The sequence below is a fragment of the Mesorhizobium sp. M7A.F.Ce.TU.012.03.2.1 genome (genome assembly GCF_004006095.1).
Classification (GTDB): Bacteria; Pseudomonadota; Alphaproteobacteria; order Rhizobiales; family Rhizobiaceae; genus Mesorhizobium.
In genome coordinates this window covers 6,427,723-6,447,422 of sequence record NZ_CP034779.1, presented here as the reverse complement: position 1 = coordinate 6,447,422, position 19,700 = coordinate 6,427,723, and the positions used below count along the sequence as shown (strand labels likewise).

The window sequence follows — 19,700 nt, the reverse complement described above, 5'->3', positions numbered from 1 at the left end:
TGAAATATTATGCCTGAGCGGATTGCGGACGAGGCCATTCTGAGCGCGGTCGATGACGGCTTCGCGCGGCAGGTAGCGTTTCTGCAAGAGCTCGTGCGTTTTCCTTCGCAGCGTGGCGAGGAACATGCCGCACAATCGTTCATGGCGGCTGCCTTTGAGGCTGACGGCTATGCCGTCGACATGTGGCGCGTCGATGTCGATGCGATTCGCGACCTGCCGGGTTTTTCACCCGTGGCAGTTTCTTATGACGACGCCTTCAATGTCGTTGCCACGCATACGCCGCGAAACGCGACCGGCCGCTCGCTGATCCTCAACGGCCATATCGATGTCGTTCCGACCGGACCGCTCGACCGCTGGGTGCGCGATCCCTACGACCCGGTGATCGAGGACGGCTGGATGCATGGCCGCGGCGCCGGCGACATGAAGGCCGGCCTGTCCGCCTGTCTCTATGCGCTGGCCGCCTTGCGCAGCCTTGGCTATCAGCCGGCCGCGAACGTTTACCTGCAGTCGGTGGTCGAGGAAGAATGCACCGGCAATGGCGCGCTTGCCTGCCTGCAGCGCGGCTACCGCGCCGACGCCGCCTTCATTCCCGAACCGCTGGAGCCGAGGCTGATGCGGGCGCAGGTCGGGCCGATCTGGTTCCGGGTCGAGGTCGACGGCGACCCGCAGCATGCGTCGGGTGCATTTTCGGCCGGGGCCAATGCCATCGAAAAGGCATTTGTCATCATCCAGGCGCTGAAGCAACTCGAAATCGTCTGGAACGCGCGCAAGGTCGACGACAAGCATTTCCATGATCACCCGCACCCGATCCGCTTCAATCTCGGCAAGATCGAAGGGGGCGAATGGACATCGAGCGTTCCGGCGCGATGTGTCTTCGAGATGCGCGTCGCCACCTATCCCGGCCAGAGGCTCGAAGACGCGAGAGCCGAGCTCGAGGCCTGTATCGCCGAAGCGGCGCGTGCCGATCCGTTCCTGGCCAATCGTCCGCCGAGCCTCACCTACAACGGCTTCATGGCCGAAGGCTATGTGCTGGAGGATGCCGACGAGATGGAATCCGTGCTGCGCCGCAGCCATACCGCCGTCTGGGGCGAGCCGCTGACGGAACACGTCACCTCGGCGACGACGGATGCACGCTTCTTCGGCCTCTATGCCGACACGCCGGCGATCGTCTATGGCCCGATCTGCCGCATGCCGCATGGTTATGACGAGGCGGTCGATCTCGACTCGGTGCGCAAGGTCACCCAGACCATCGCGCTGTTCATCGCCGACTGGTGCGGGCTTGAACCTATCGAGGCTAAGCCATGAATGCGGCCGTCCCCGATGCGTTCGGCGAAACACTCGCCGAGGACGCGCCTGATGTTTCGGCGGCCGAAGCGCTCGCCATCCTGCGCCGGTACTATGGGCTGACCGGCACCGCGCGTCCGCTGCCTGGCGAACGCGACCACAATTTCCACATCCAGGCCGACGGCGAGCGTGAGTTCGTTCTAAAGATCTCCCATCCGGCGGAAGAGGCCGGCTTCACCGATTTCCAGAACAAGGCGCTCGACCACATCCTTGCAGTCGACTCCACCTTGCCGGTTCCCTCGGTGCGCAAAAGCCTTGAAGGCGAGCCGCAATTTGCAGCCAGTGTTGGTGGATCGGCGCCGCGCATCATCCGGCTGGTGGCTTATCTGCCCGGTCAGCTGCTGTCGCGCTCGCCGACTTCCGATGCGCAGGATCGCAATCTCGGCATCTTCCTCGCCCGCCTTGGCCGGGCGCTGCGCGGCTTCTTCCACCCGGCCGCCGGCAGCGACCTGCTCTGGGACATCCGCAAGGTCGCCAAGACACGGCCGATGATGGCGCATATCAGTGATCCGAGCCGGCGGGCGATGGTCGAGCGCGCGATCGACTCCTTCGAGCAGCATGCGGCGCCGGTCATCCCCACCCTGCGCGCGCAGATCGTCCACAACGACATGAACTCCTACAATGTGGTGATGGACGCGTCGCGGCCGGAAATCGTCAGCGGCATCCTCGATTTCGGCGACATGATCCATTCGCCGCTGATCTGCGACCTCGCCGTCGGCGCCGTCTATCGCTGGCCGGCGGAAGGCCATCCGCTGGCGCCGGCCGCGCGCTTCGTCGCCGGCTATCAGTCCGTGCAGCCGCTCGAGGAGGAAGAGATCAGCATTCTCTTCAATCTGATCCGTGCCCGCCTTGCGCTCATCGTCAATATCGCCAGTTGGCAGGCCGAGCGCTTCCCGGCCAAGCGCGACTATGTGCTGCGCCTCGCCACCGAGGTCTGGGCCTCGCTTGAAAAGCTGGATGGTCTGTCATCCACCGATGCCCGCCGCTATTTTCTCGACAATTCCAATCCGGAGTAAATGCTCGTGTCCCAGTCCTCGCCATATCCTTCAAATGCCGACGCGGCAGCATCGGAGCGCGCGCTGCTCGAGCGCCGCGCCAGGCTGCTCGGGCCGACTTATCGCGCCTTCTACCGCAACCCGATCCATCTGGTGCGTGGCAGCGGTGTGTGGCTCTACGATGCCCAGGGTCGCAGATTCCTCGACGCCTATAACAACGTCGCCTCGGTCGGACACTGCCATCCGCGTGTCGTCGAGGCGCTGTCGGCGCAGGCCGCCACGCTCAACACCCACACACGCTATCTCAGCGAGATCATCCTCGACTACGCGGAGAAACTTCTCGGCACCGTGCCGGCCCATCTCGGCCATGCCATGTTCACCTGCACCGGCAGCGAGGCCAACGACCTCGCCATCCGCATCGCCCAGCATTCCAGCGGCGGCACCGGGGTGATCATCACCGACTTTGCCTATCACGGCGCCACCATCGCGACGGCGCAGCTGTCGCCGGCGGCGGTCGGGGCAAAGGGCGTGCCCGCGCAGCACCGCACCGTGACAGCGCCGGACACGTTCCGCGACCATGGCCGGGCCGCACATGATTTCGCCAGAAATGTCGCTGCCGCCATCGAAGATATGCGCGCAAAGAATATCCGGCCGGCCGCATTGCTTCTCGACTCGGCCTTTTCCAGCGATGGCATCTTCTTTCCGGATGCGGCGGTAATGCGCGAGGCGGCCGACCATGTAAAAAAGGCCGGCGGCATCGTCATTGCCGATGAGGTCCAGTCTGGCTTCGGCCGGCTCGGCCAGGGCATGTGGGGCTTCGCGAATTACGGCGTCGAGCCCGACATCGTCACGATGGGCAAGCCGATCGGCGATGGGCACCCGATGGGTGCCGTGCTGGTGCGGCCGCAACTTGTCGCCTCCTTCGGCTCGAACACCGGTTACTTCAACACTTTTGGCGGCAATCCGGTCGCTGCCGCCGTCGGCCTCGCCGTTCTGGAGGTGATCGAAGGCGAAGGACTGATCGAGAATGCGCGCAATGTCGGCGCCTATACGGCTGAGCTGCTGCGCGCCCTGCAGAGCCGGCATGGCGCGGTCGCCGATATCAGGCACAACGGCCTCTATTTCGGTGTCGAGCTGACGGCGGACGGTGACGAGGCGCTGGCCGCCACCAAGACATCGGCGGTCGTCGAAGCCATGCGCGAGGACGGCGTGCTGATCTCGTCCTGCGGTCCGCGCGGCAATGTGCTGAAGATCAGGCCGCCACTGCCGTTTGCCAGGGACAATGCCGAGCAACTGGCCGAGACGCTCGATCGCGCTTTGTCGAACTAGTGATCGGAGCGGGCCGCGCATGCTGAAGCTCGAACATCAGACCCTGAATGACCGCGCCTATGGTGCGCTCAAGCAGGAATTGATTTCGGGTGGTTTCAGCCCGGGGCAGACGCTGGTTATACGCAAGCTCGCCGAGACGTTCGGCATCTCGACCACGCCAATCCGCGAGGCGCTGCAGCGGCTTGTCGCCGAGCGACTGCTCGAGATGCAGAACAACCGCTCGGTCATCGTGCCGTTGCTGTCCGCGCCTGCCTTCGAGGAACTGACGCGCATCCGTATCGCCGTCGAGGGACTGGCGGGCGAGATGGCGGCGACCAGGATGAGCGAAAGCGGGCTGGCTGACATACAGGCGACGCTCGCCGGCATGCAGCGTGCCATCGAGGCCGGCGACGCCAGGGCCTATCTCTCGTTGAACGAGGCGTTCCACTTCGCCATCTACCAGCATGCCGGCGCGCCGATCCTTTTGAACATGATCCGCGACCTCTGGGGGCGGGTTGGGCCTTATCTCAAGCTGCTGATGCAGGCCGATCGCTACATCCCGCACTCCAACGACGCGCATCGCAAGATCGTCGCCGCACTGGAGCAGCGCAGCGGCCCCACTGTGCGGGTCTTCATAGAAGAGGACATCGCGATGGCGGCCGCCGTGCTGTCGGCAAACCTTGACGCTGCCAGGTAGCCGTCGGCCTAGCTCGTCCCGTCCAGCCGGTCGCGCAGCATGCTCCAGCCGAGCAGCATGTTGGGCGCGTGCCGCAGCAAGGCATGGAACGGGATTGGCGCCGGCGACGCATAGGGCAGCGGCAGGTCGCGGGCCTCGGTTCCAGAGGCCCAGTCCGCCAGCACCTTGCCCATCGCCGTTGTCATCGCGATGCCGCGGCCGTTGCAGGCGCGTCCGGCGATCAGGCCCGGACCGAGGTCGATCAGGTGCGGCAGGAAATCCGGTTCAACCGCTGCCATTCCCGACCAGCTGTAGGCAAGCGGCGGCAGGTCGGGCAGACCGAGATGCCGACCAAGCCTTCGCCAAATCGTCTGCGGTACGCGCGTGTCGGCACCAGCGCCAAGGATGTTCATGCCGCCGCTGATCAGCCGGTTTTCGGCGTCGAAGCGGAAGGTGAACAGATTGCGTCTGGTGTCACCGACGCCTTGCCCGCCGGGAAGCAACCGGCTGCGTACTTCACGAGGCAATGGCGCTGTCGCGGTCTGGAAGACTTTCAGCGGGAAATAGGTTCGCTGCAATGACGGATTGAGGGACCAGCCATAGGCGTTGGTGGCGATCAGCACCTTGCCGGCGCGTACTGAGCCAGATGGGGTTTTTAGCATCCAGCCATCGGCTATGCGATCAACCGAGGCGACGCGCGTCTGCTCGAAGACCTTCGCGCCGGCTTTCTCCGCCGCATCGGCAAGCCCGCGCGCATAGGCGACCGGATTGAGCACGCCGCCGCAACGATCCATCCAGCCGCCGGCATAGCCCGGCACGCCCGTCAGGGCTTCGATTTCCTGCCGGTCCAATGTGACTGCCGGCCGGCCAAGCTGTGCCCATTGCCCGGCACGTGACTTGACCTTCTCGAAGGCGGCAGGCGAATGCGCAGGCTGGATCCATCCGTTCTGCACGGCGTCGCAGTCGATGCCGTGCTGCCGGATCAGGCGGAAGACCAGGTCGGCGCTGCCGGCGGCGAAATCGATCAGCCTTTCGCCGCGCGACGGTCCGAGATGGGCCAGTATGTCGACTGGATCCATTTTGGCGAAGTTCGGCACGACAAAGCCCGCATTCCTGCCGGTCGCACCCCAGGCGATGAATTCGGCTTCGAGAACGGCGACGGAAAGGCCTTTCCCCGCCGCGTGCAGCGCGGTGGAAAGACCGGAAAAGCCACCGCCGACGATGGCCAGGTCGACAGCGAGCCCGCTCTGCAGCGCCGGCCGCTCGCGGCGGTTGCGGCTGACGGCATGCCACAGCGAAGCGCCATGCGTTTCCCGCCGAACCGTGGCATTCATGACGGCGAAATGCTCCTGGCCGTCGCCGCCTTCGCCCGCTTACCTAACCAGGACCGCCGCGGTCTGTCGCCGAATAGGCCGTTCGGCCGGATCAGCAGTATGACGCAGAGCATGACGCCGATGGCAGCGATCTGCAGCGCGGCGGCGCGAGCCTGCTGTTCCGGCGGGAAGAGGATGCTGGTCAGCGTGCCCGATCCGGCCCATATCGCCCACACCAGGATGCTGCCGATGACGGCGCCGAGATTGCTGCCGGAACCGCCGACGATCAGCATCACCCAGACCTGGAAGGTCAGGATCGGCAGATAATTGTCCGGCGCGATGAAGCCGGTGAAATGCGCCTGCAGCGCGCCGGCCAGCGCCATGATGGCGCCGCCGACGGCAAAGGCCTGGACGCGGTAGAAACGCGCGCTCTTGCCAAGCGAGATCGCCGCCCGCTCATCCTCGCGCAACGCCTTCAAGACCCGCCCCCACGGGCTGCGCGACAAATGTTCCAAGGCGAGATAGGCGATCAGCGTCACCACCGAGACCACGCCAAGGTTGGACAGGTTGAACAGCAGCGGCGTCTCGGCAAGGCTGCCGAAGGGGCGCGGAATAAAACCGATGCCGAACGGGCCGCCGGTCAGTTTCTGCGCGTTGAGCGCGACCAGTTGCACGACGACGGCGACGCCGAAGGTGGTGATCGCCAGATAGTCGGATTTCAGCCGCAGCGTTGCCATGCCGGTAAGCGCTGCAGCGATGCCGCCGACGACCATGGCGCCCGCCCAGCCGACAAGGATCGGCAGGCCGAAGCCGCCCAGCCGCGCGGCATCGTCCGGTGTGGTCAGCAGCGCCGATGTGTAGGCGCCGATGGCGACGAAGCCGGCGAGGCCGACATTGAACAGCCCGGTCAGGCCCCACTGCAAATTGAGCCCTAGCGTGACCAGCGAGAAGATCAGCGCTGTGGTCAGGAAGAAGGCGCCGTAGCCGAGCAGGTCCATCAGCGTTCCCTCACACCAAACAGGCCGATCGGCCGCACGAACAGCACCGCCATCAGGATGATGAAGGAAACGGCGGCGCGCCACTCGGCGCCGATCAACTGCACCGCACCAGCCTCGGCGAGCCCGATGATCAGGCCGCCGAGCACCGCACCGGGAATGCTGCCGATGCCGCCGAGAATGGCGGCGGCGAACATCGGCAGCAGCATGTCGAAGCCCATGAACGGGCGGATCTGCACCAGAATGCCGATCATCACGCCGGCGACGCAGGCGAGAGCGCCGCCGATGACCCAGGTGACGCGCACCACGCTGGCGACATCGATGCCGACGATGCGGGCCAGCGCCGCGTTCTGGCTCAAGGCCTGCATCGAGCGGCCGGTCTGCGTGCGCGTTATCAACAGATGCACGCCGAGCACCAGCACCGCGGTCAGCAGCAAAAGCGCGATCTGGTCGGGTGTGATGCGGATGCCGAAGCCGACCGGCATGGCGATCTGGATCGCGCGGCTGAAATAGGTCGGCCGCGAGGTGAAGGTGAATTCGAGCAGGCTTCTCAGCGCCATCGAGGCGCCGAAGCTCGCCATCACCACGATGATCGCCTGGCCTTGCGAGCGAAGCCGCGAAAACAGCACCTTGTCGAGCAGCAGCGCCAAGAGCGCGGTGAAGGCCATGCCGATAACGAGCGCAACAATGAGCGGCCAGCCGAAGGACAGCGGTGCGATCGGCGCCACCTTGCCTACTGTCGCACCGATGGCGCTGACGACGGCCAGCGTCGCATAGGTGCCCCATGCCATGAAGTCGCCATGGGCGAAGTTCGAGAAGCGCAGGATCGAATAGGTAAGCGTCACGCCGATGGCGCCGAGGCCGATCATCGAACCCGTCAGCAATCCGTCGACGACAAATTGCAGGCTCATGCCTCACCTCCTTTCCCTGCCTTAGATGGGCGCTGGCCGAGATAGAGTTCGGCGACCACCGGATCGTTCCACAATTCGGAGGCGATGCCCTCGTGCCGGTCCTTGCCTTCGACCAGGACATAGGCGCGGTCGCCGATGGCGAGCGCCGCCTTGGCATTCTGTTCGACCAGCAGGATGGTGACGCCGGACTTGCGGATGCCGGCCAGCATCTCGAACACCATCGAGACGAATTTCGGCGACAGGCCGGCCGACGGCTCGTCCAGCACCAGCACTCTGGGGTGGACGATCAGCGCCCGTGCGACAGCGAGCATCTGCCGCTGTCCGCCCGACAAATTGCCGGCGGCGGTGCGGCGCTGGCGGACGAGGTCTGGGAAGGCGGCATACATCTCCTCGATGCGGGCAGGGATTTCGCGCCGCTCGAGGACGCCGCAGGCGACCCTGAGATTGTCCTCGACCGACATCAGCGGGAAGATGTTTTCGGTCTGCGGCACGAAGGCCAGTCCAAGCCGCACCATGGTGTGGGCAGGCGCAGCGGTAATGTCCTTGCCGTCCAGAAACACCGTGCCACCGGTGATCGGGACGAGGCCGGCGATGGCCTTGATGAAGCTCGACTTGCCGGCGCCGTTGGGGCCCAGCACGACGACGATCTCGCCTTTTTTGACAGTGATCGAGGCGCCGCGCACGATCGGCACGCCGGGCTCGTAACCGGCTTCGAGGTCGCGGACATCGAGGACGATCTCGCTCATGCCGCGCCTCCGAGATAGGCCTCGATGACACGTGGGTCGCGAGCGACTTCTTCGGCCGTGCCTTCGCTGAGCAGCTGGCCGCTCGCCATGACGAGGACGCGATGGCAAAGCCGCGTCACCATATCGATATTGTGCTCGATCAGCAGGAAGGTGATGCCACGCGCGTTGATGTCCCGGATGCGGTCGATGATGACCTCCAGCAGCGTCGCGTTGACGCCGGCCGCCGGTTCGTCGAGCAGTATGATCGCCGGGTCGGCCATCATCACGCGGGCGAGTTCGAGCAGCTTGCGCTGGCCGCCGGAAAGCACCCGCGCCGGCTCATGCGCGAGATGGGTGAGGGTGACCAGTTCCAGCAGTTCGAGCGCCTTTGTCCTGGCGGCTCTTTCCTGCGCGGCGACGCGCCATGGCGTGATGAAATTGGCGAGCAGCTTTTCGCCGGCCTGGCCCTGTGCGGCCAGCATAATGTTTTCGATCAGCGTCAGATTGGGCAGCGGGCGCGGGATCTGAAAAGTTCGGCCAAGGCCATGACCGATGCGCAGATGCGCGGCTTCGCCCGAGACAGGCGTGCCGTTGAGTAGGATCTCGCCGCTGGTCGGCAGGATGCTGCCGGCGAGCAGGTCGAACATCGTCGTTTTGCCTGCACCATTGGGGCCGATCAAGCCGAGGATTTCTCCCGCTTTGACGTCAAACGAGACATCGTTGACCGCGACAAGGCCGCCGAACCGCCTGACGACATTCCTTGCCGTCAGAACCGGCGCGCGGGTTTCCCCTTGCCGTTTGGTTGCCTCGCTCATCAAACCCTCTGGCCGAAGACGATCGTTGCCGTCTCCTGATTATGATTTGTGATCACACTTGCTTTGATCACGCTATTCGGCTTTAATTTCATCCGCAAGCCGAAAACCGGCCAAGAACGGAATTCCATGCAAAAGGCTGCCATCGAAAAGAACAACGAGGCGATCGCGGCCCAGCTTGCGCCAGTCGGCCGCGAAACTGTGCAGGACCGCGTCTACTCGGAATTGCGCCGCGCCTTGATCGGCGGCCTGTTCGAGCCGAGCCAGGTGCTGACCATCCGTGGCCTAGCTGACGCCTTGGTCACCTCGACCATGCCGGTGCGCGAGGCGCTCGGCAGGCTGATCACGGAAAAGGCGCTGGAGGCGCTGCCCAACCGTTCGGTGCGTGTGCCGCCGATCACATTGGAACGGCTGGATGATCTCTTGCGTGCCCGCATCCTGATCGAGGGCGAAGCGATCGCGCTGGCCGCCGCCCGCATGGGCCCGCGCCAGATCGCCACCATCGAAACCATTCTCGGCGAATGGGACGAGATGCGGGCGCTGAAACACAAGAAGGACGTCGATCGCGAAGTGACGCTCAATCAGAGCTTTCATTTCAAGATCTACCGCTCCTGCGGCTCGGCCGTGCTGATCCCGATGATCGAGAGCCTGTGGCTGCAATCGGGGCCCTGCATCCGCGTCGCTATCTATGCCTTCTCGGAGGCCGGCGAAGTCGACACCGCCCAGTATCACCGCCGCATCGTCATGGCGCTGTCCACGCAGGATGCGCAGGCGGCGCGCGAATCGCTTGTCGCCGACATCAGCCGCCCCTTCACCTTCCTGCGCAGCAAGCTGCAGGCCGCCGCCGCGAAAGACCAGACATGACCGCCATCAGGATCACCGAGCCGCGCTCGCAGCTTTCCGTCACGGCGCTGCTGCTGCCCGAGAAGGCACCGGAAAACGCTGCCTTCCTCTCGGCCTATCTCGGCACGCCACGTGTCGTCCCTGGCATCCATGCGATGTGGACGGGGCCGGAAATCTCCTGTCCGGTTCCCGCGGCCGATCTCGAGGGCCAGGCCTATGCGAAACCGTTGCCGGCCGAGAACGCGACGCTGACGCCGCAGCCGGGCGACATCGTGCTTTCCTACGTGCCGCCACGCATGTGGGGCGGCAATCCCAATGCGATCTTCGACATCGGCCTCTACTACGGGCAGGGCGCGCGGCTCTTGTTCCCGATCGGCTGGCTGGCCGGCAGCGTGGTGGCGCAAGTGCGCGTCGAAGAGCGTGACCGGTTCGCCGCCGCTTGCGGTGTCATCCGCCGCAACGGCGCCTGCGATGTTACCTTCAGCCTGATGGAGGCTTGAATGGCCGACGACAGTTTCGAGCTGTTCGATCTTCGCGTCGAGGCGGTCATCCCGGAGGGCAAGCCGATCTATTGCGGCGCCAAGGAAGGCGACTATTTCGAACTTAAGGGCGAGATGCTGTCGATGCCGGCAGGGCAGGGTTTTTCGATCTATTCGCTCGCCGCCGTCTTGCCTCTGCTGGCGGCCAAGCAGCGCCCAACCCACCCGAACGACTGGATGACCTCGGACGCGGAGATCGCTTGTCCCGATCCCAATTGCGCCAGCCGGCTGAGGATCGTCAGGATGGCCAAGCGGCGGTTCAGCCACGCCGAGACCACGGCGGTGCCGCTGCCTAAAGAGGATGACCTGAGATGAGTGCCAAGACCTTCGAACTCGGCTCTGGCTACACCATCTCGCGCGTCATCCGCGGCGGTTGGCAGCTGGCCGGCGGCCACGGCGCCATCGACCGCAGCCAGGCGGTGGCCGATCTGATCGCCACCTTCGATGCCGGCATCTGGACCTATGATTGCGCCGACATCTACACCGGCGTCGAGGAATTGATCGGCGCCGCGCGCCTGCGACTGGCCAGTGAGCGCGGCCTCGATGTCGCCGCCCGGATGAAGGTGCACACCAAGCTGGTGCCCGACCTCGAACGGCTGGCCAGCATCAGCCGCGACTACATCAGGAGCATCGTCGACCAGTCATTGCGGCGGCTGAAGACCGAGCGGCTCGATCTCGTTCAGTTCCACTGGTGGGATTATGACCAGCCTCGCTATGTCGAGGCGATGGGCTGGCTCGACGAGCTTCGGCTTGAAGGCAAGGTGCGCAATCTCGGCACCACCAATTTCGACACGCCGCGCCTGGCTGAAATCCTTGCCGCCGGCATACCGCTGGTCAGCCAGCAGCTGCAATATTCGGTGCTCGACCAGCGGCCTGGCAACAGCTTGGCGAACCTCGCCGCCAAACACGGCGTCAGCTTCCTCTGCTATGGCTCGGTGGCCGGCGGCTTTCTCAGCGACAAATGGCTCGGCGTGGCCGAACCGGCCACGCCGCTCGAAAACCGCTCGCTGGTGAAATACAAGCTGATCATCGACGATTTCGGCGGCTGGGGCCTTTTCCAGCACCTGCTTCAGGCGCTGAAGGCCGTTGGCGACCGCCACGGCGTCGACATCGCCACCATCGCCAGCGCCTGGGTGCTGGAGCAGCCGCAAGTGGCGGCCGTCATCGTCGGCGCCCGCAACCAGGCGCATGCGCTGGCCAATGCAAAGATCATGGACGTTGCGCTCGACGCCGAAGACCGGGCGCGGATTGCCGCCGTCATCGCGCAAGGCACCGGTCTCGAGGGCGACGTCTACACGCTGGAGCGCGACCGTCACGGCCGTCACGGCTCAATCATGCACTACAACCTCAATGCGGGGAAGAAATGAGCGACGAGCCCTCCCTGTTTTCACGCGCCAGCGCCGAAATCATCGACCTGCACCGCTTCTTCGTCGACTGGTTCGTCGCTGCGCGCGCCAACACGGTGGACTTCGGCCGCTTCGAACGCGCCATGGGCAAAGACCTCAGCATGGTGGCGCCGGACGGGCAGATCCTCGACCGCGAAGCGGTCATCGATCATGTCCGCGCAAGCCGCGCTTCCTGCGACGATGGTTTTGCCATTTCGATCGAGGACATCCGGCCCGGCTGGCAGGACGCCGATACCATCGTCGTCCTCTATGTCGAAGCGCAGCTGCGCGCAGGCAAGCACAGCCGCCGCCAGTCCAGTGCCGTCTTCACCACCAGTTCATCGGCGCCCAACGGCGTTGAATGGCGACATCTGCATGAGACCTGGCTGCAGGTGCCGGAACGCTGAACAGGCTCCAGAATTCAAATACAGTCGAGTAACGAAAGGGGAACAACAATGACAAAGACGATACTCCAACTCACCACCGCGCTCGCCCTCGTCACGATGGCGGGTGCTGCGCAAGCCGCCGATTGCAAGATCACCGTCGGCCTCGTCATGGAGCTGACCGGCCCGGCCGGCGAATACGGCCAGGCCGGCGCCAAGTCGGTCGAGATGGCCTTCCGCGACATCAACGGAGCCGGCGGTGTGCGCGGCTGCGATCTCGTCACCGACACGCGCGACAGCCAGAGCCAGGGCAACGTCGCCGTTGACGCCGCCACCCAGCTGGTTCAGGTCAAGAAGGTGCCGGTCATCATCGGCGGCATCATCTCCTCGGTGTCGATCCCGATCCTGACTTCGGTCACCGCACCAGCCAAGATCGTCCAGGTCTCGCCGGCTTCGTCCTCGCCGACGCTGACCGCGCTCGGCCGCGACGGCAAGACCAACGGCATCTTCTTCCGCACCATCACCTCGGATGCGCTGCAGGGCGTCGCCGCCGCCAAATACGCCGTCGACAAGGGTTTCAAGAAGCTGTCGATCATCCATGTCAACAACGATTTCGGCGTCAACATGGTGGCCGAATTCTCACGTGCCTACAAAGCGCTCGGCGGCACCATCGTCTCCGACACGCCCTACAATGAGAAGCAGTCGAGCTATGCCTCGGAAGTCACGGCGGCAATGGCCGGCGAACCGGACGGTCTTTACCTCGTCAGCACGCCGGTCGACGGCGCTACGGTCGCCCGTACCTGGATCTCGCAGGGCGGCGTGCAGAAATTCCTGCTCAATGACGGCATGAACAGCCCGGACTTCATCGAATCCGTCGGCGCCGATTATCTGAAGGAAGCCTACGGCACGTCCTCCGGCACCAGCCCGACGGCCTCGACGGAGTATTTCACCAAGAACTACAAGGAATTCTCCGGCATCGAACCGACCAATCCGGCGGCCGACCGCTCCTATGACGCCGGCGCGATTGTTGGTCTGGCCATCGCCATCGCCGGTTCGGAGGATCCGGCCAAGATCAAGGACGCGATGTACAAGGCCGTCGATCCTACCGGCACGCCGATCTTTGCCGGCAAGGAAGAATTCGCCAAGGCGCTCGGCCTGATCAAGGACGGCAAGCCGATCCGCTATGAAGGTGTCATCGGCCCTGTCGCCTTCGATAAATATGGCGACATCACCGGCCCGTTCCGCCTGTGGAAGATCGTCGACGGCAAGGTGGCAACGGACGGTGAAATGACCACCGACGATGTCAACGCGCTGCAAGCCAAGCTTCAGTAAGACAACTCTCCGGTATCGATCACGATCCATCGTGATCGATACCGGACGATTGTCCTGTTTTACATTGCCGACGGACACGGACGACGTCGCTTTGCGTGGACGAGCGTTTGCCCGGCAGGCGGCGTTTCGGCCGAACATGGCATCGGTCTCGACAAGAAGAAGTGGCTGCATCTGGTCCGCAGCGACGCCGAGATCGCCACGATGCGGCGGCTGAACGCAGCGCTTGACCCGAGAAACATCCTCAATCCGGGACGGGTCTTCGACCTCGACCCGACTGCCTTCTGCCGATGACGATCCCGCACAGCCTGACGCATCAGCCGCTTTGCCTTGCCGCTTCGCGGATGGTCTGCAGCAGGATGGAAAAGGCCGGCGAGGGCGCGGTGTCGGTCCGCATGGTCAGGCCGACCGGTCCCTTGGTTTCCTCGGTGTTGACCGGCAGGGCGACGAAGGCGCCGCTGCCGAGTTCATTGGCAACGACGCCAGCCGAAATGATCCAGACGGCATTGCTTTGCCGCAGGAAGGCGCGGCCGAAGGAGTCCGAGACGGTTTCGATCTCGGTTGCCGGCGCCGTCATGCCGTTGGTGATGAACAGGCGGTCGACGAAGGGGCGGATGACCGATTCCCGCGTCGGCATCAGCATCGGGAATTCGTCGAGCCGTGCGAACACATCCTGTCCCGGATCGAGCAGCGGATGTCCGGCTCGCACCACGAACAGCACCGGTTCAGAATAGAGGTGCTCGAAGAAGAAGCCGGTCATGTTTTCCGGCGCCGCCAGCCGTCCGACGACAAGATCGAGCGCGCCGGTGCGCAACTGTTCGAGCAGCACGGCGTTCTCGCCGGTGACGATCTTGATCGCCGCACCTGTGTCCTCCTCGAGGAACAGACCCATGGCGAGCGGTATCACCCGCGCCGACACTGTCGGCAGCGCGCCGATGCGGATCGGGTGCCGGCTGACCGCTCCGTCCTGGCGGACGGAATCGATGCCTTGCTTGAGTGCCGTGATCGCCGTTCCGGCATGGCGAAGAAAGATCTCGCCGATGCGCGTCAGTCGGATGCCGCGGCCGTCGCGCTCGACCACCGCAACCCCCAGCGCCCCTTCCAGCTCGCGCAATGTCTTGGTCACTGCCGGCGGGCTGACATGCAGCAAGTCAGCCGCTCGTGCCACGCTTCCCTGCCGCGCGACCTCCAGGAATGCCTGCAAATGGCGGAACCGGATCCGGCTCTCAGACATGAATTAATAACCCATGAGTTAATGAAACGACGCAAAATATCATTTTACTGAACCAAACGCCTTGTGCAATGTGGGGGCAAAGGACCGAAACCGTGCCATTCCTCACCATCGGCGGCATCACGCTGCACCATCGCCACATCAAGGCGAGCGGCAATGCGCGCCCTATCATATTCATCAATTCACTGGGCACCGACTTCCGGATCTGGGACGAAATTGTCTCGGCGCTCGATGGTGAAATGCCGCTGCTGGTCTATGACAAGCGCGGTCACGGGCTGTCCGACATCGGCGACATCAGGTCGATCGACGATCATGTCGATGATCTCTCGGGCCTCATCGATCATTTCGAATTGAGCAAAGTCGTGCTGTGCGGCCTGTCGGTCGGCGGCATGATCGCGCAGGGGCTCTATGCCAGGCGACCTGAAATCGTCGAAGGCCTGATCCTTTGCGACACGGCGCACAAGATCGGCACGACGGACAGCTGGAACACACGCATCGCAACGGTCGAAAGCAAGGGCATCCAGGCGATTGCCGATGGCGTGCTCAAAATGTGGTTCACCCCCGCCTTCCACGCGGCGCGTCCAGCCGAGCTCGACGGCTATAGGAACATGATGACCAGGCAAGCGCTCGCCGGTTACATCGGGACCTGCGTTGCCGTTCGCGATGCCGATTTCACCGATGCCGCACGCCGCATCGCGGTGCCGACACTCTGTGTCGCGGGCGACCAGGATGGCTCGACGCCGCCCGATCTCGTCCGCTCGCTGGCCGAGCTGATCCCCGCCGCGCGCTTCGAGATCATCCGCGACGCCGGACACATTCCTTGCGTCGAACAACCCGAAGCGCTGGTCGCCCTAATCCGCAGTTTTATCGCGTCGCTTGCCCCTGGAGCAGAAACTCATGGATGAAGTCCCCGGCGACGCAGCCAGATATCGCAAGGGGCTCGCGGTGCGGCGCTCGGTACTCGGCGACCGGCATGTCGACCGGGCCGAAATCGCCGCCACCGATTTCGACCAGCCTTTCCAGGAGCTGATCACCGAGGCTGCCTGGGGAACCGTGTGGGCGCGGCCGGGCTTCACCAAGCGTGAGCGTTCGATCGTCACGCTGGCGCTGCTGGCCGCACTCGGCCATGATGAGGAGATCGCCATGCATGTGCGCGCCACCGCCAACACCGGTGCGTCGCGCGACGACATCTGCGAGGCGTTCCTGCATGTCGCCATCTATGCCGGCGTGCCGGCCGCCAACCGTGCCTTCAAGATCGCCAAGGAGGTGTTTTCGGAAATGGACGGGAGCCAGAATGCCCGCTGAGTCCGGCTCGACCCGGAGGCCCGAGACCGGCGCCTTCTTCCAGCGCGACCGGACATGGCATCCGCCGGCTCTGACGCCGAACTATAAAACCTCGGTGCTGCGCTCACCGCAAAAGGCGCCGCTGTCGTTCGACAACACGCTATCGGAGATTGCAGGCCCGGTCTTCGGTCACGCCATGCTCGGCGAACTCGACGCCGACCTGATCCACAATTTCGCCAGGCCCGGCGAGAGCGCGCTCGGTGAGCGCATCCTCGTCTATGGGCGGGTGCTCGACGAACGCGGCGTTGGCGTGCCCGGCGCGCTGCTTGAGTTCTGGCAGGCCAATGCCGGTGGCCGCTATCGCCATAAGAGGGATGGCTATCTGGCGCCACTCGATCCGAATTTTGGCGGTTGTGGCCGAACTATTACAGGCGAGGATGGCTTCTATGCGTTTCGTACCGTCAAGCCCGGTCCCTATCCCTGGCCGAACGGGCCGAACGACTGGCGGCCTTCGCACATCCATTTCTCTGTCTTTGGTCACGGCTTTGCGCAGCGGCTGATCACGCAGATGTATTTCGAGGGCGATCCGCTGATCTGGCACTGCCCGATCGTGCGCGGCATCCCCGACAAGGCGGCCATTGAGACGCTGATCGCAACGCTCGACATGCAAGCGACGATCCCCTTCGACGCGCGCGCCTACAAGTTCGACATCGTTCTGCGCGGGCGCCGCGCGTCGCGGTTCGAAAACAGGCTGGAGGGCAATTGATGGCTCAGTCGCTCGACCGGCTCAGGGAGAGCCCCTCGCAGACCGCCGGACCGTACGTCCATATCGGGCTGACACCCAATTTCTGCGGCATCGGCGGTGTCTATCCGACCGACCTTGGCGCCACCATGGTCAACGACAAGACCAGGGGCGAGCGCATCGGCCTGCGCATCCGGGTGCTCGACGGCACCGGCACGCCGCTCAAGGATGCGCTGATCGAGATCTGGCAGGCGGATGCCGACGGGCTCTACAATTCGCCGGCAGAACCGCGCGGCACGGCCGATCCCAACTTCTTCGGCTGGGGCCGTTGCCCGACCGACATGGACACCGGCCTGTGTGCGTTCGAGACGATCAAGCCTGGCCGCGTCCCGTTCAACGATGGTCGCCTGATGGCGCCGCATATCACGCTCTGGATCGTCGCCCGCGGCATCAATCTCGGCCTGCACACAAGACTGTATTTTTCCGATGAGGAAAAGGCCAATGCTGAAGATCCGATCCTTGCGCGGGTCGAGCACCGCCTTCGCGTGCCGACGCTGATCGCCGAGCGCCAAGGCGATATGTATGTCTTCGACGTCCATCTCCAGGGGGAGAAGGAAACGGTCTTCTTCGATAGCTGATGCTCAGGAGGCCTGTGACATGACTGTATCGCCTTTCGACCATCCGCTGCTCTCCGCTCTTCTCGGCGACGAAGAAGCGGCGAGGCATTTTTCCGTCGAGGCGGAAATCGAGGCCATGTTGGCCTTTGAACAGGCGCTGTCGCAAGCGGAGGCCGATAACGGGATAATCTCCAAAGATGCCGAGGCAGCTATCGTGGCGGCGCTTGGCACGTTCCGGCCGAACACGGCTCTGCTGCGAGCCGGGGTCGCCAAAGACGGCGTCATGGTGCCGGAGTTGGTGCGCCAGATCAGGGCGGCGGTCGGCGAACCGCATGGCCAGAAAGTGCATTTCGGCGCGACCAGTCAGGACGTCGTCGACACGGGCCTGATGCTTCGGCTGAAACCCGTCGTCGAGCATCTCGATCTGCTGTTGACCGAAACCGTCATGCGCCTCGCCTCGCTCGAAGAGCGTTTTGGCGGCAGGGCGCTGACCGGCATGACGCGTATGCAGAAGGCGATTCAGATCAAAGTGCAGGATCGTGTGGCAGCGTGGCAGGGGCCGCTGCAACGGCATCAGGAAAGGCTGCCGGAACAGTCGAGACGCTTGCTGGTGGTGCAGTTCGGCGGTGCCGCCGGCACACTGGAAAAACTAGGCGACAAAGGAAAGGCAGTGCGCGCAGCCCTGGCCGTCAGGCTTGGTCTTGGCGACGCACCGCAATGGCAGAACCAGCGCGACGCTCTCGCCGATTTTGCCGGTTGGTTATCGCTGCTGACCGGCAGCCTCGGCAAATTCGGCCAGGACATCGCTCTGCTGGCGCAAGGTGGAACCGAAATCAAACTTTCCGGCGGTGGCGGCTCGTCTACCATGCCTCACAAGCAGAACCCGGTGAAGGCCGAAGCGCTGGTGGCGCTTGCCCGCTTCAACGCCACGCAGCTTGCCGGCCTGCATCACGCGCTCGTGCATGAGCAGGAGCGGTCGGGTGCTGCATGGACGCTGGAGTGGCTATTGCTGCCGCAGATGGTCGTCGCAACGGCAGCGTCGCTGCGCCTTGCCGCCGAACTGGCCGCACAGGTCGAAAGTCTCGGCCACTGATGCGCACGCAAATCGTCGTCATCGGGTCCGGGCCGTCCGGGCTGCTGCTTGGGCAATTGCTGGCCGGCATCGGCGTCGAGACGGTCATTCTGGAACGCGCAAGCCGCGAGCACGTGCTTGGCCGCGTGCGGGCAGGGGTGCTCGAACAGGGCACCGTCGAATTGCTGGAACAGGCCGGCGCGGCGGCAAGGCTGCATGCCGAAGGGCTGCCGCATACTGGCATCTCGCTCGCCTTCGACGGACGCTTGCATCGCATCGACCTCAAGGCGCTGACCGACGGCAGGCATGTCACCGTCTATGGCCAGACCGAGGTGACGCATGATTTGATGGACAAGCGCGACGCGGCTGGGCTGACCACGATCTACGAGGCGGCAAATGTCGCTCTGCACGATTTCGACGGCACCGCGCCTTTCGCCACCTATGACAAGGATGGCGTCACGCATCGCATCGACTGCGACTTCGTTGCCGGCTGCGACGGTTATCATGGCGTCAGCCGCAAATCGGTGCCCGAGCGTACCCTAAAAATCTTCGAGCGGCAGTATCCGTTCGGCTGGCTCGGCGTGCTGGCCGAGGTGCCGCCAGCCGACCGCGAACTGGTCTACGCCAATCACGAGCGGGGTTTTGCGCTGTGCTCGATGCGCTCGACGCATCGCAGCCGCTACTATGTGCAATGCCCCCAGGACGATCGCGTGGAGGCGTGGTCGGATGAGCGCTTCTGGGACGAGTTGCGCCGCCGCTTGCCGGAGCAGACCGCGGCAAATGTCGTCACCGGCCCATCTTTCGAGAAATCGATCGCGCCGCTGCGCTCCTTCGTTGCCGAGCCAATGCGCTTCGGCAGGATGTTCCTGGTTGGCGACGCCGCCCATATCGTACCGCCGACCGGGGCGAAAGGCCTCAACCTCGCCGCCAGCGACGTGCGCTATCTCTTCGCAGGTTTGCGCGACTTCTACGTCGAGAAGTCACATGATGGCATCGACGCCTATTCCGGCAAGGCGCTGGCACGGGTCTGGAAGGCGGTGCGCTTTTCCTGGTGGATGACGACGATGCTGCACCGTTTTCCCGACACCGGCGATTTCGGGCAACGCATCCAGGAGGCCGAACTCGACTACCTCGTGCACTCGCGCGCCGCATCGACCGCGCTCGCCGAGAACTATGTCGGCCTGCCTTATTGAGGG

Annotated in this window: 22 protein-coding genes and 1 pseudogene; 17 read left to right on the top strand and 6 right to left on the bottom strand. The window is 64.2% G+C overall.

Going from position 1 to position 19,700, the window contains the following annotated elements; genetic code table 11:
• The first annotated feature begins 9 nt into the window (after window positions 1-9).
• The 4 genes from EJ079_RS31965 to EJ079_RS31950 are packed head-to-tail and all read left to right on the top strand — an operon-like array spanning window position 10 to window position 4,344.
• On the top strand, window positions 10-1,305 hold the full coding sequence (locus tag EJ079_RS31965) for an ArgE/DapE family deacylase (RefSeq protein WP_164873894.1): 1,296 nt from the start codon (window positions 10-12) through the stop codon (window positions 1,303-1,305).
• Complete coding sequence (locus EJ079_RS31960) at window positions 1,302-2,360, top strand: phosphotransferase (protein ID WP_127811107.1); 1,059 nt, start codon at window positions 1,302-1,304, stop codon at window positions 2,358-2,360. Before EJ079_RS31965 ends, EJ079_RS31960 begins: the two co-directional genes overlap by 4 nt.
• Window positions 2,361-3,668 carry an aspartate aminotransferase family protein gene (locus EJ079_RS31955; protein WP_164873893.1) on the top strand — a complete coding sequence of 436 codons (1,308 nt, stop codon included), beginning with the start codon at window positions 2,361-2,363 and terminating at the stop codon, window positions 3,666-3,668. It begins immediately after the preceding gene.
• A 19-nt stretch (window positions 3,669-3,687) separates the two neighbouring features.
• The gene (locus EJ079_RS31950; protein WP_127327028.1) at window positions 3,688-4,344 is read left to right on the top strand and encodes a GntR family transcriptional regulator; all 657 of its coding nucleotides are present in this window, start codon (window positions 3,688-3,690) and stop codon (window positions 4,342-4,344) included.
• 8 nt (window positions 4,345-4,352) lie between these two features.
• On the opposite strand, the gene EJ079_RS31945 is transcribed toward EJ079_RS31950, so the two are convergent.
• From EJ079_RS31945 to EJ079_RS31925, 5 genes are read right to left on the bottom strand one after another with little or no spacing between them, the layout of a single operon-like run.
• Window positions 4,353-5,657, bottom strand: a complete 1,305-nt coding sequence (locus EJ079_RS31945; protein ID WP_127398651.1) for an FAD-dependent oxidoreductase — start codon at window positions 5,655-5,657, stop codon at window positions 4,353-4,355.
• Window positions 5,654-6,637, bottom strand: a complete 984-nt coding sequence (locus tag EJ079_RS31940; RefSeq protein WP_164874023.1) for a branched-chain amino acid ABC transporter permease — start codon at window positions 6,635-6,637, stop codon at window positions 5,654-5,656. Before EJ079_RS31940 ends, EJ079_RS31945 begins: the two co-directional genes overlap by 4 nt.
• Complete coding sequence (locus EJ079_RS31935; RefSeq protein ID WP_127327031.1) at window positions 6,634-7,542, bottom strand: branched-chain amino acid ABC transporter permease; 909 nt, start codon at window positions 7,540-7,542, stop codon at window positions 6,634-6,636. Before EJ079_RS31935 ends, EJ079_RS31940 begins: the two co-directional genes overlap by 4 nt.
• Window positions 7,539-8,288: an ABC transporter ATP-binding protein gene (locus EJ079_RS31930; protein WP_127381440.1), complete on the bottom strand. Its 750-nt coding sequence runs from the start codon at window positions 8,286-8,288 to the stop codon at window positions 7,539-7,541. Before EJ079_RS31930 ends, EJ079_RS31935 begins: the two co-directional genes overlap by 4 nt.
• On the bottom strand, window positions 8,285-9,082 hold the full coding sequence (locus tag EJ079_RS31925) for an ABC transporter ATP-binding protein (protein WP_127398307.1): 798 nt from the start codon (window positions 9,080-9,082) through the stop codon (window positions 8,285-8,287). The genes EJ079_RS31930 and EJ079_RS31925 overlap by 4 nt, the downstream gene beginning before the upstream one ends.
• A 126-nt stretch (window positions 9,083-9,208) precedes the next feature.
• Here EJ079_RS31925 and EJ079_RS31920 point away from each other — a divergent pair, with 126 nt between their 5' ends.
• The 7 genes and pseudogenes from EJ079_RS31920 to EJ079_RS31890 all read left to right on the top strand — a co-directional run.
• On the top strand, window positions 9,209-9,943 hold the full coding sequence (locus EJ079_RS31920; protein WP_127811105.1) for a GntR family transcriptional regulator: 735 nt from the start codon (window positions 9,209-9,211) through the stop codon (window positions 9,941-9,943).
• A complete protein-coding gene (locus tag EJ079_RS31915) occupies window positions 9,940-10,422 on the top strand; it encodes a DUF3830 family protein (RefSeq protein ID WP_127270673.1) in 483 nt (160 codons plus the stop codon). Before EJ079_RS31920 ends, EJ079_RS31915 begins: the two co-directional genes overlap by 4 nt.
• Window positions 10,423-10,776, top strand: coding sequence for a TIGR04076 family protein (locus EJ079_RS31910; protein ID WP_127270671.1), 354 nt, complete (start codon window positions 10,423-10,425; stop codon window positions 10,774-10,776).
• Complete coding sequence (locus EJ079_RS31905) at window positions 10,773-11,828, top strand: aldo/keto reductase (protein ID WP_127811104.1); 1,056 nt, start codon at window positions 10,773-10,775, stop codon at window positions 11,826-11,828. The genes EJ079_RS31910 and EJ079_RS31905 overlap by 4 nt, the downstream gene beginning before the upstream one ends.
• Window positions 11,825-12,253, top strand: a complete 429-nt coding sequence (locus EJ079_RS31900) for a DUF4440 domain-containing protein (RefSeq protein WP_127266587.1) — start codon at window positions 11,825-11,827, stop codon at window positions 12,251-12,253. The genes EJ079_RS31905 and EJ079_RS31900 overlap by 4 nt, the downstream gene beginning before the upstream one ends.
• Window positions 12,254-12,301: 48 nt before the next feature.
• Window positions 12,302-13,561 carry an ABC transporter substrate-binding protein gene (locus tag EJ079_RS31895; protein ID WP_127396357.1) on the top strand — a complete coding sequence of 420 codons (1,260 nt, stop codon included), beginning with the start codon at window positions 12,302-12,304 and terminating at the stop codon, window positions 13,559-13,561.
• A 117-nt stretch (window positions 13,562-13,678) separates the two neighbouring features.
• Window positions 13,679-13,852, top strand: a pseudogene (locus EJ079_RS31890) (FAD-linked oxidase C-terminal domain-containing protein); the annotation flags it as partial.
• 22 nt (window positions 13,853-13,874) lie between these two features.
• Here EJ079_RS31890 and pcaQ read toward each other — a convergent pair.
• The gene (gene pcaQ / locus EJ079_RS31885; RefSeq protein ID WP_127396356.1) at window positions 13,875-14,792 is read right to left on the bottom strand and encodes a pca operon transcription factor PcaQ; all 918 of its coding nucleotides are present in this window, start codon (window positions 14,790-14,792) and stop codon (window positions 13,875-13,877) included.
• Window positions 14,793-14,884: 92 nt separating this feature from the next.
• Between pcaQ and pcaD the strand changes: the two genes are divergently transcribed.
• From pcaD to pobA, 6 genes are read left to right on the top strand one after another with little or no spacing between them, the layout of a single operon-like run.
• Window positions 14,885-15,694 carry a 3-oxoadipate enol-lactonase gene (pcaD, locus tag EJ079_RS31880; protein ID WP_127811103.1) on the top strand — a complete coding sequence of 270 codons (810 nt, stop codon included), beginning with the start codon at window positions 14,885-14,887 and terminating at the stop codon, window positions 15,692-15,694.
• Window positions 15,687-16,094 (top strand): 4-carboxymuconolactone decarboxylase, encoded by a 408-nt coding sequence (gene pcaC / locus EJ079_RS31875; RefSeq protein WP_127318459.1) that lies wholly within the window; start codon window positions 15,687-15,689, stop codon window positions 16,092-16,094. The genes pcaD and pcaC overlap by 8 nt, the downstream gene beginning before the upstream one ends.
• Window positions 16,084-16,839 carry a protocatechuate 3,4-dioxygenase subunit beta gene (gene pcaH, locus EJ079_RS31870; protein ID WP_127318461.1) on the top strand — a complete coding sequence of 252 codons (756 nt, stop codon included), beginning with the start codon at window positions 16,084-16,086 and terminating at the stop codon, window positions 16,837-16,839. Before pcaC ends, pcaH begins: the two co-directional genes overlap by 11 nt.
• Window positions 16,839-17,453 carry a protocatechuate 3,4-dioxygenase subunit alpha gene (gene pcaG, locus EJ079_RS31865; RefSeq protein ID WP_127396354.1) on the top strand — a complete coding sequence of 205 codons (615 nt, stop codon included), beginning with the start codon at window positions 16,839-16,841 and terminating at the stop codon, window positions 17,451-17,453. Before pcaH ends, pcaG begins: the two co-directional genes overlap by 1 nt.
• A 19-nt stretch (window positions 17,454-17,472) precedes the next feature.
• A complete protein-coding gene (locus EJ079_RS31860; RefSeq protein ID WP_127811102.1) occupies window positions 17,473-18,525 on the top strand; it encodes a 3-carboxy-cis,cis-muconate cycloisomerase in 1,053 nt (350 codons plus the stop codon).
• On the top strand, window positions 18,525-19,697 hold the full coding sequence (pobA, locus tag EJ079_RS31855) for a 4-hydroxybenzoate 3-monooxygenase (protein WP_127811101.1): 1,173 nt from the start codon (window positions 18,525-18,527) through the stop codon (window positions 19,695-19,697). Before EJ079_RS31860 ends, pobA begins: the two co-directional genes overlap by 1 nt.
• Window positions 19,698-19,700: the final 3 nt, after the last annotated feature.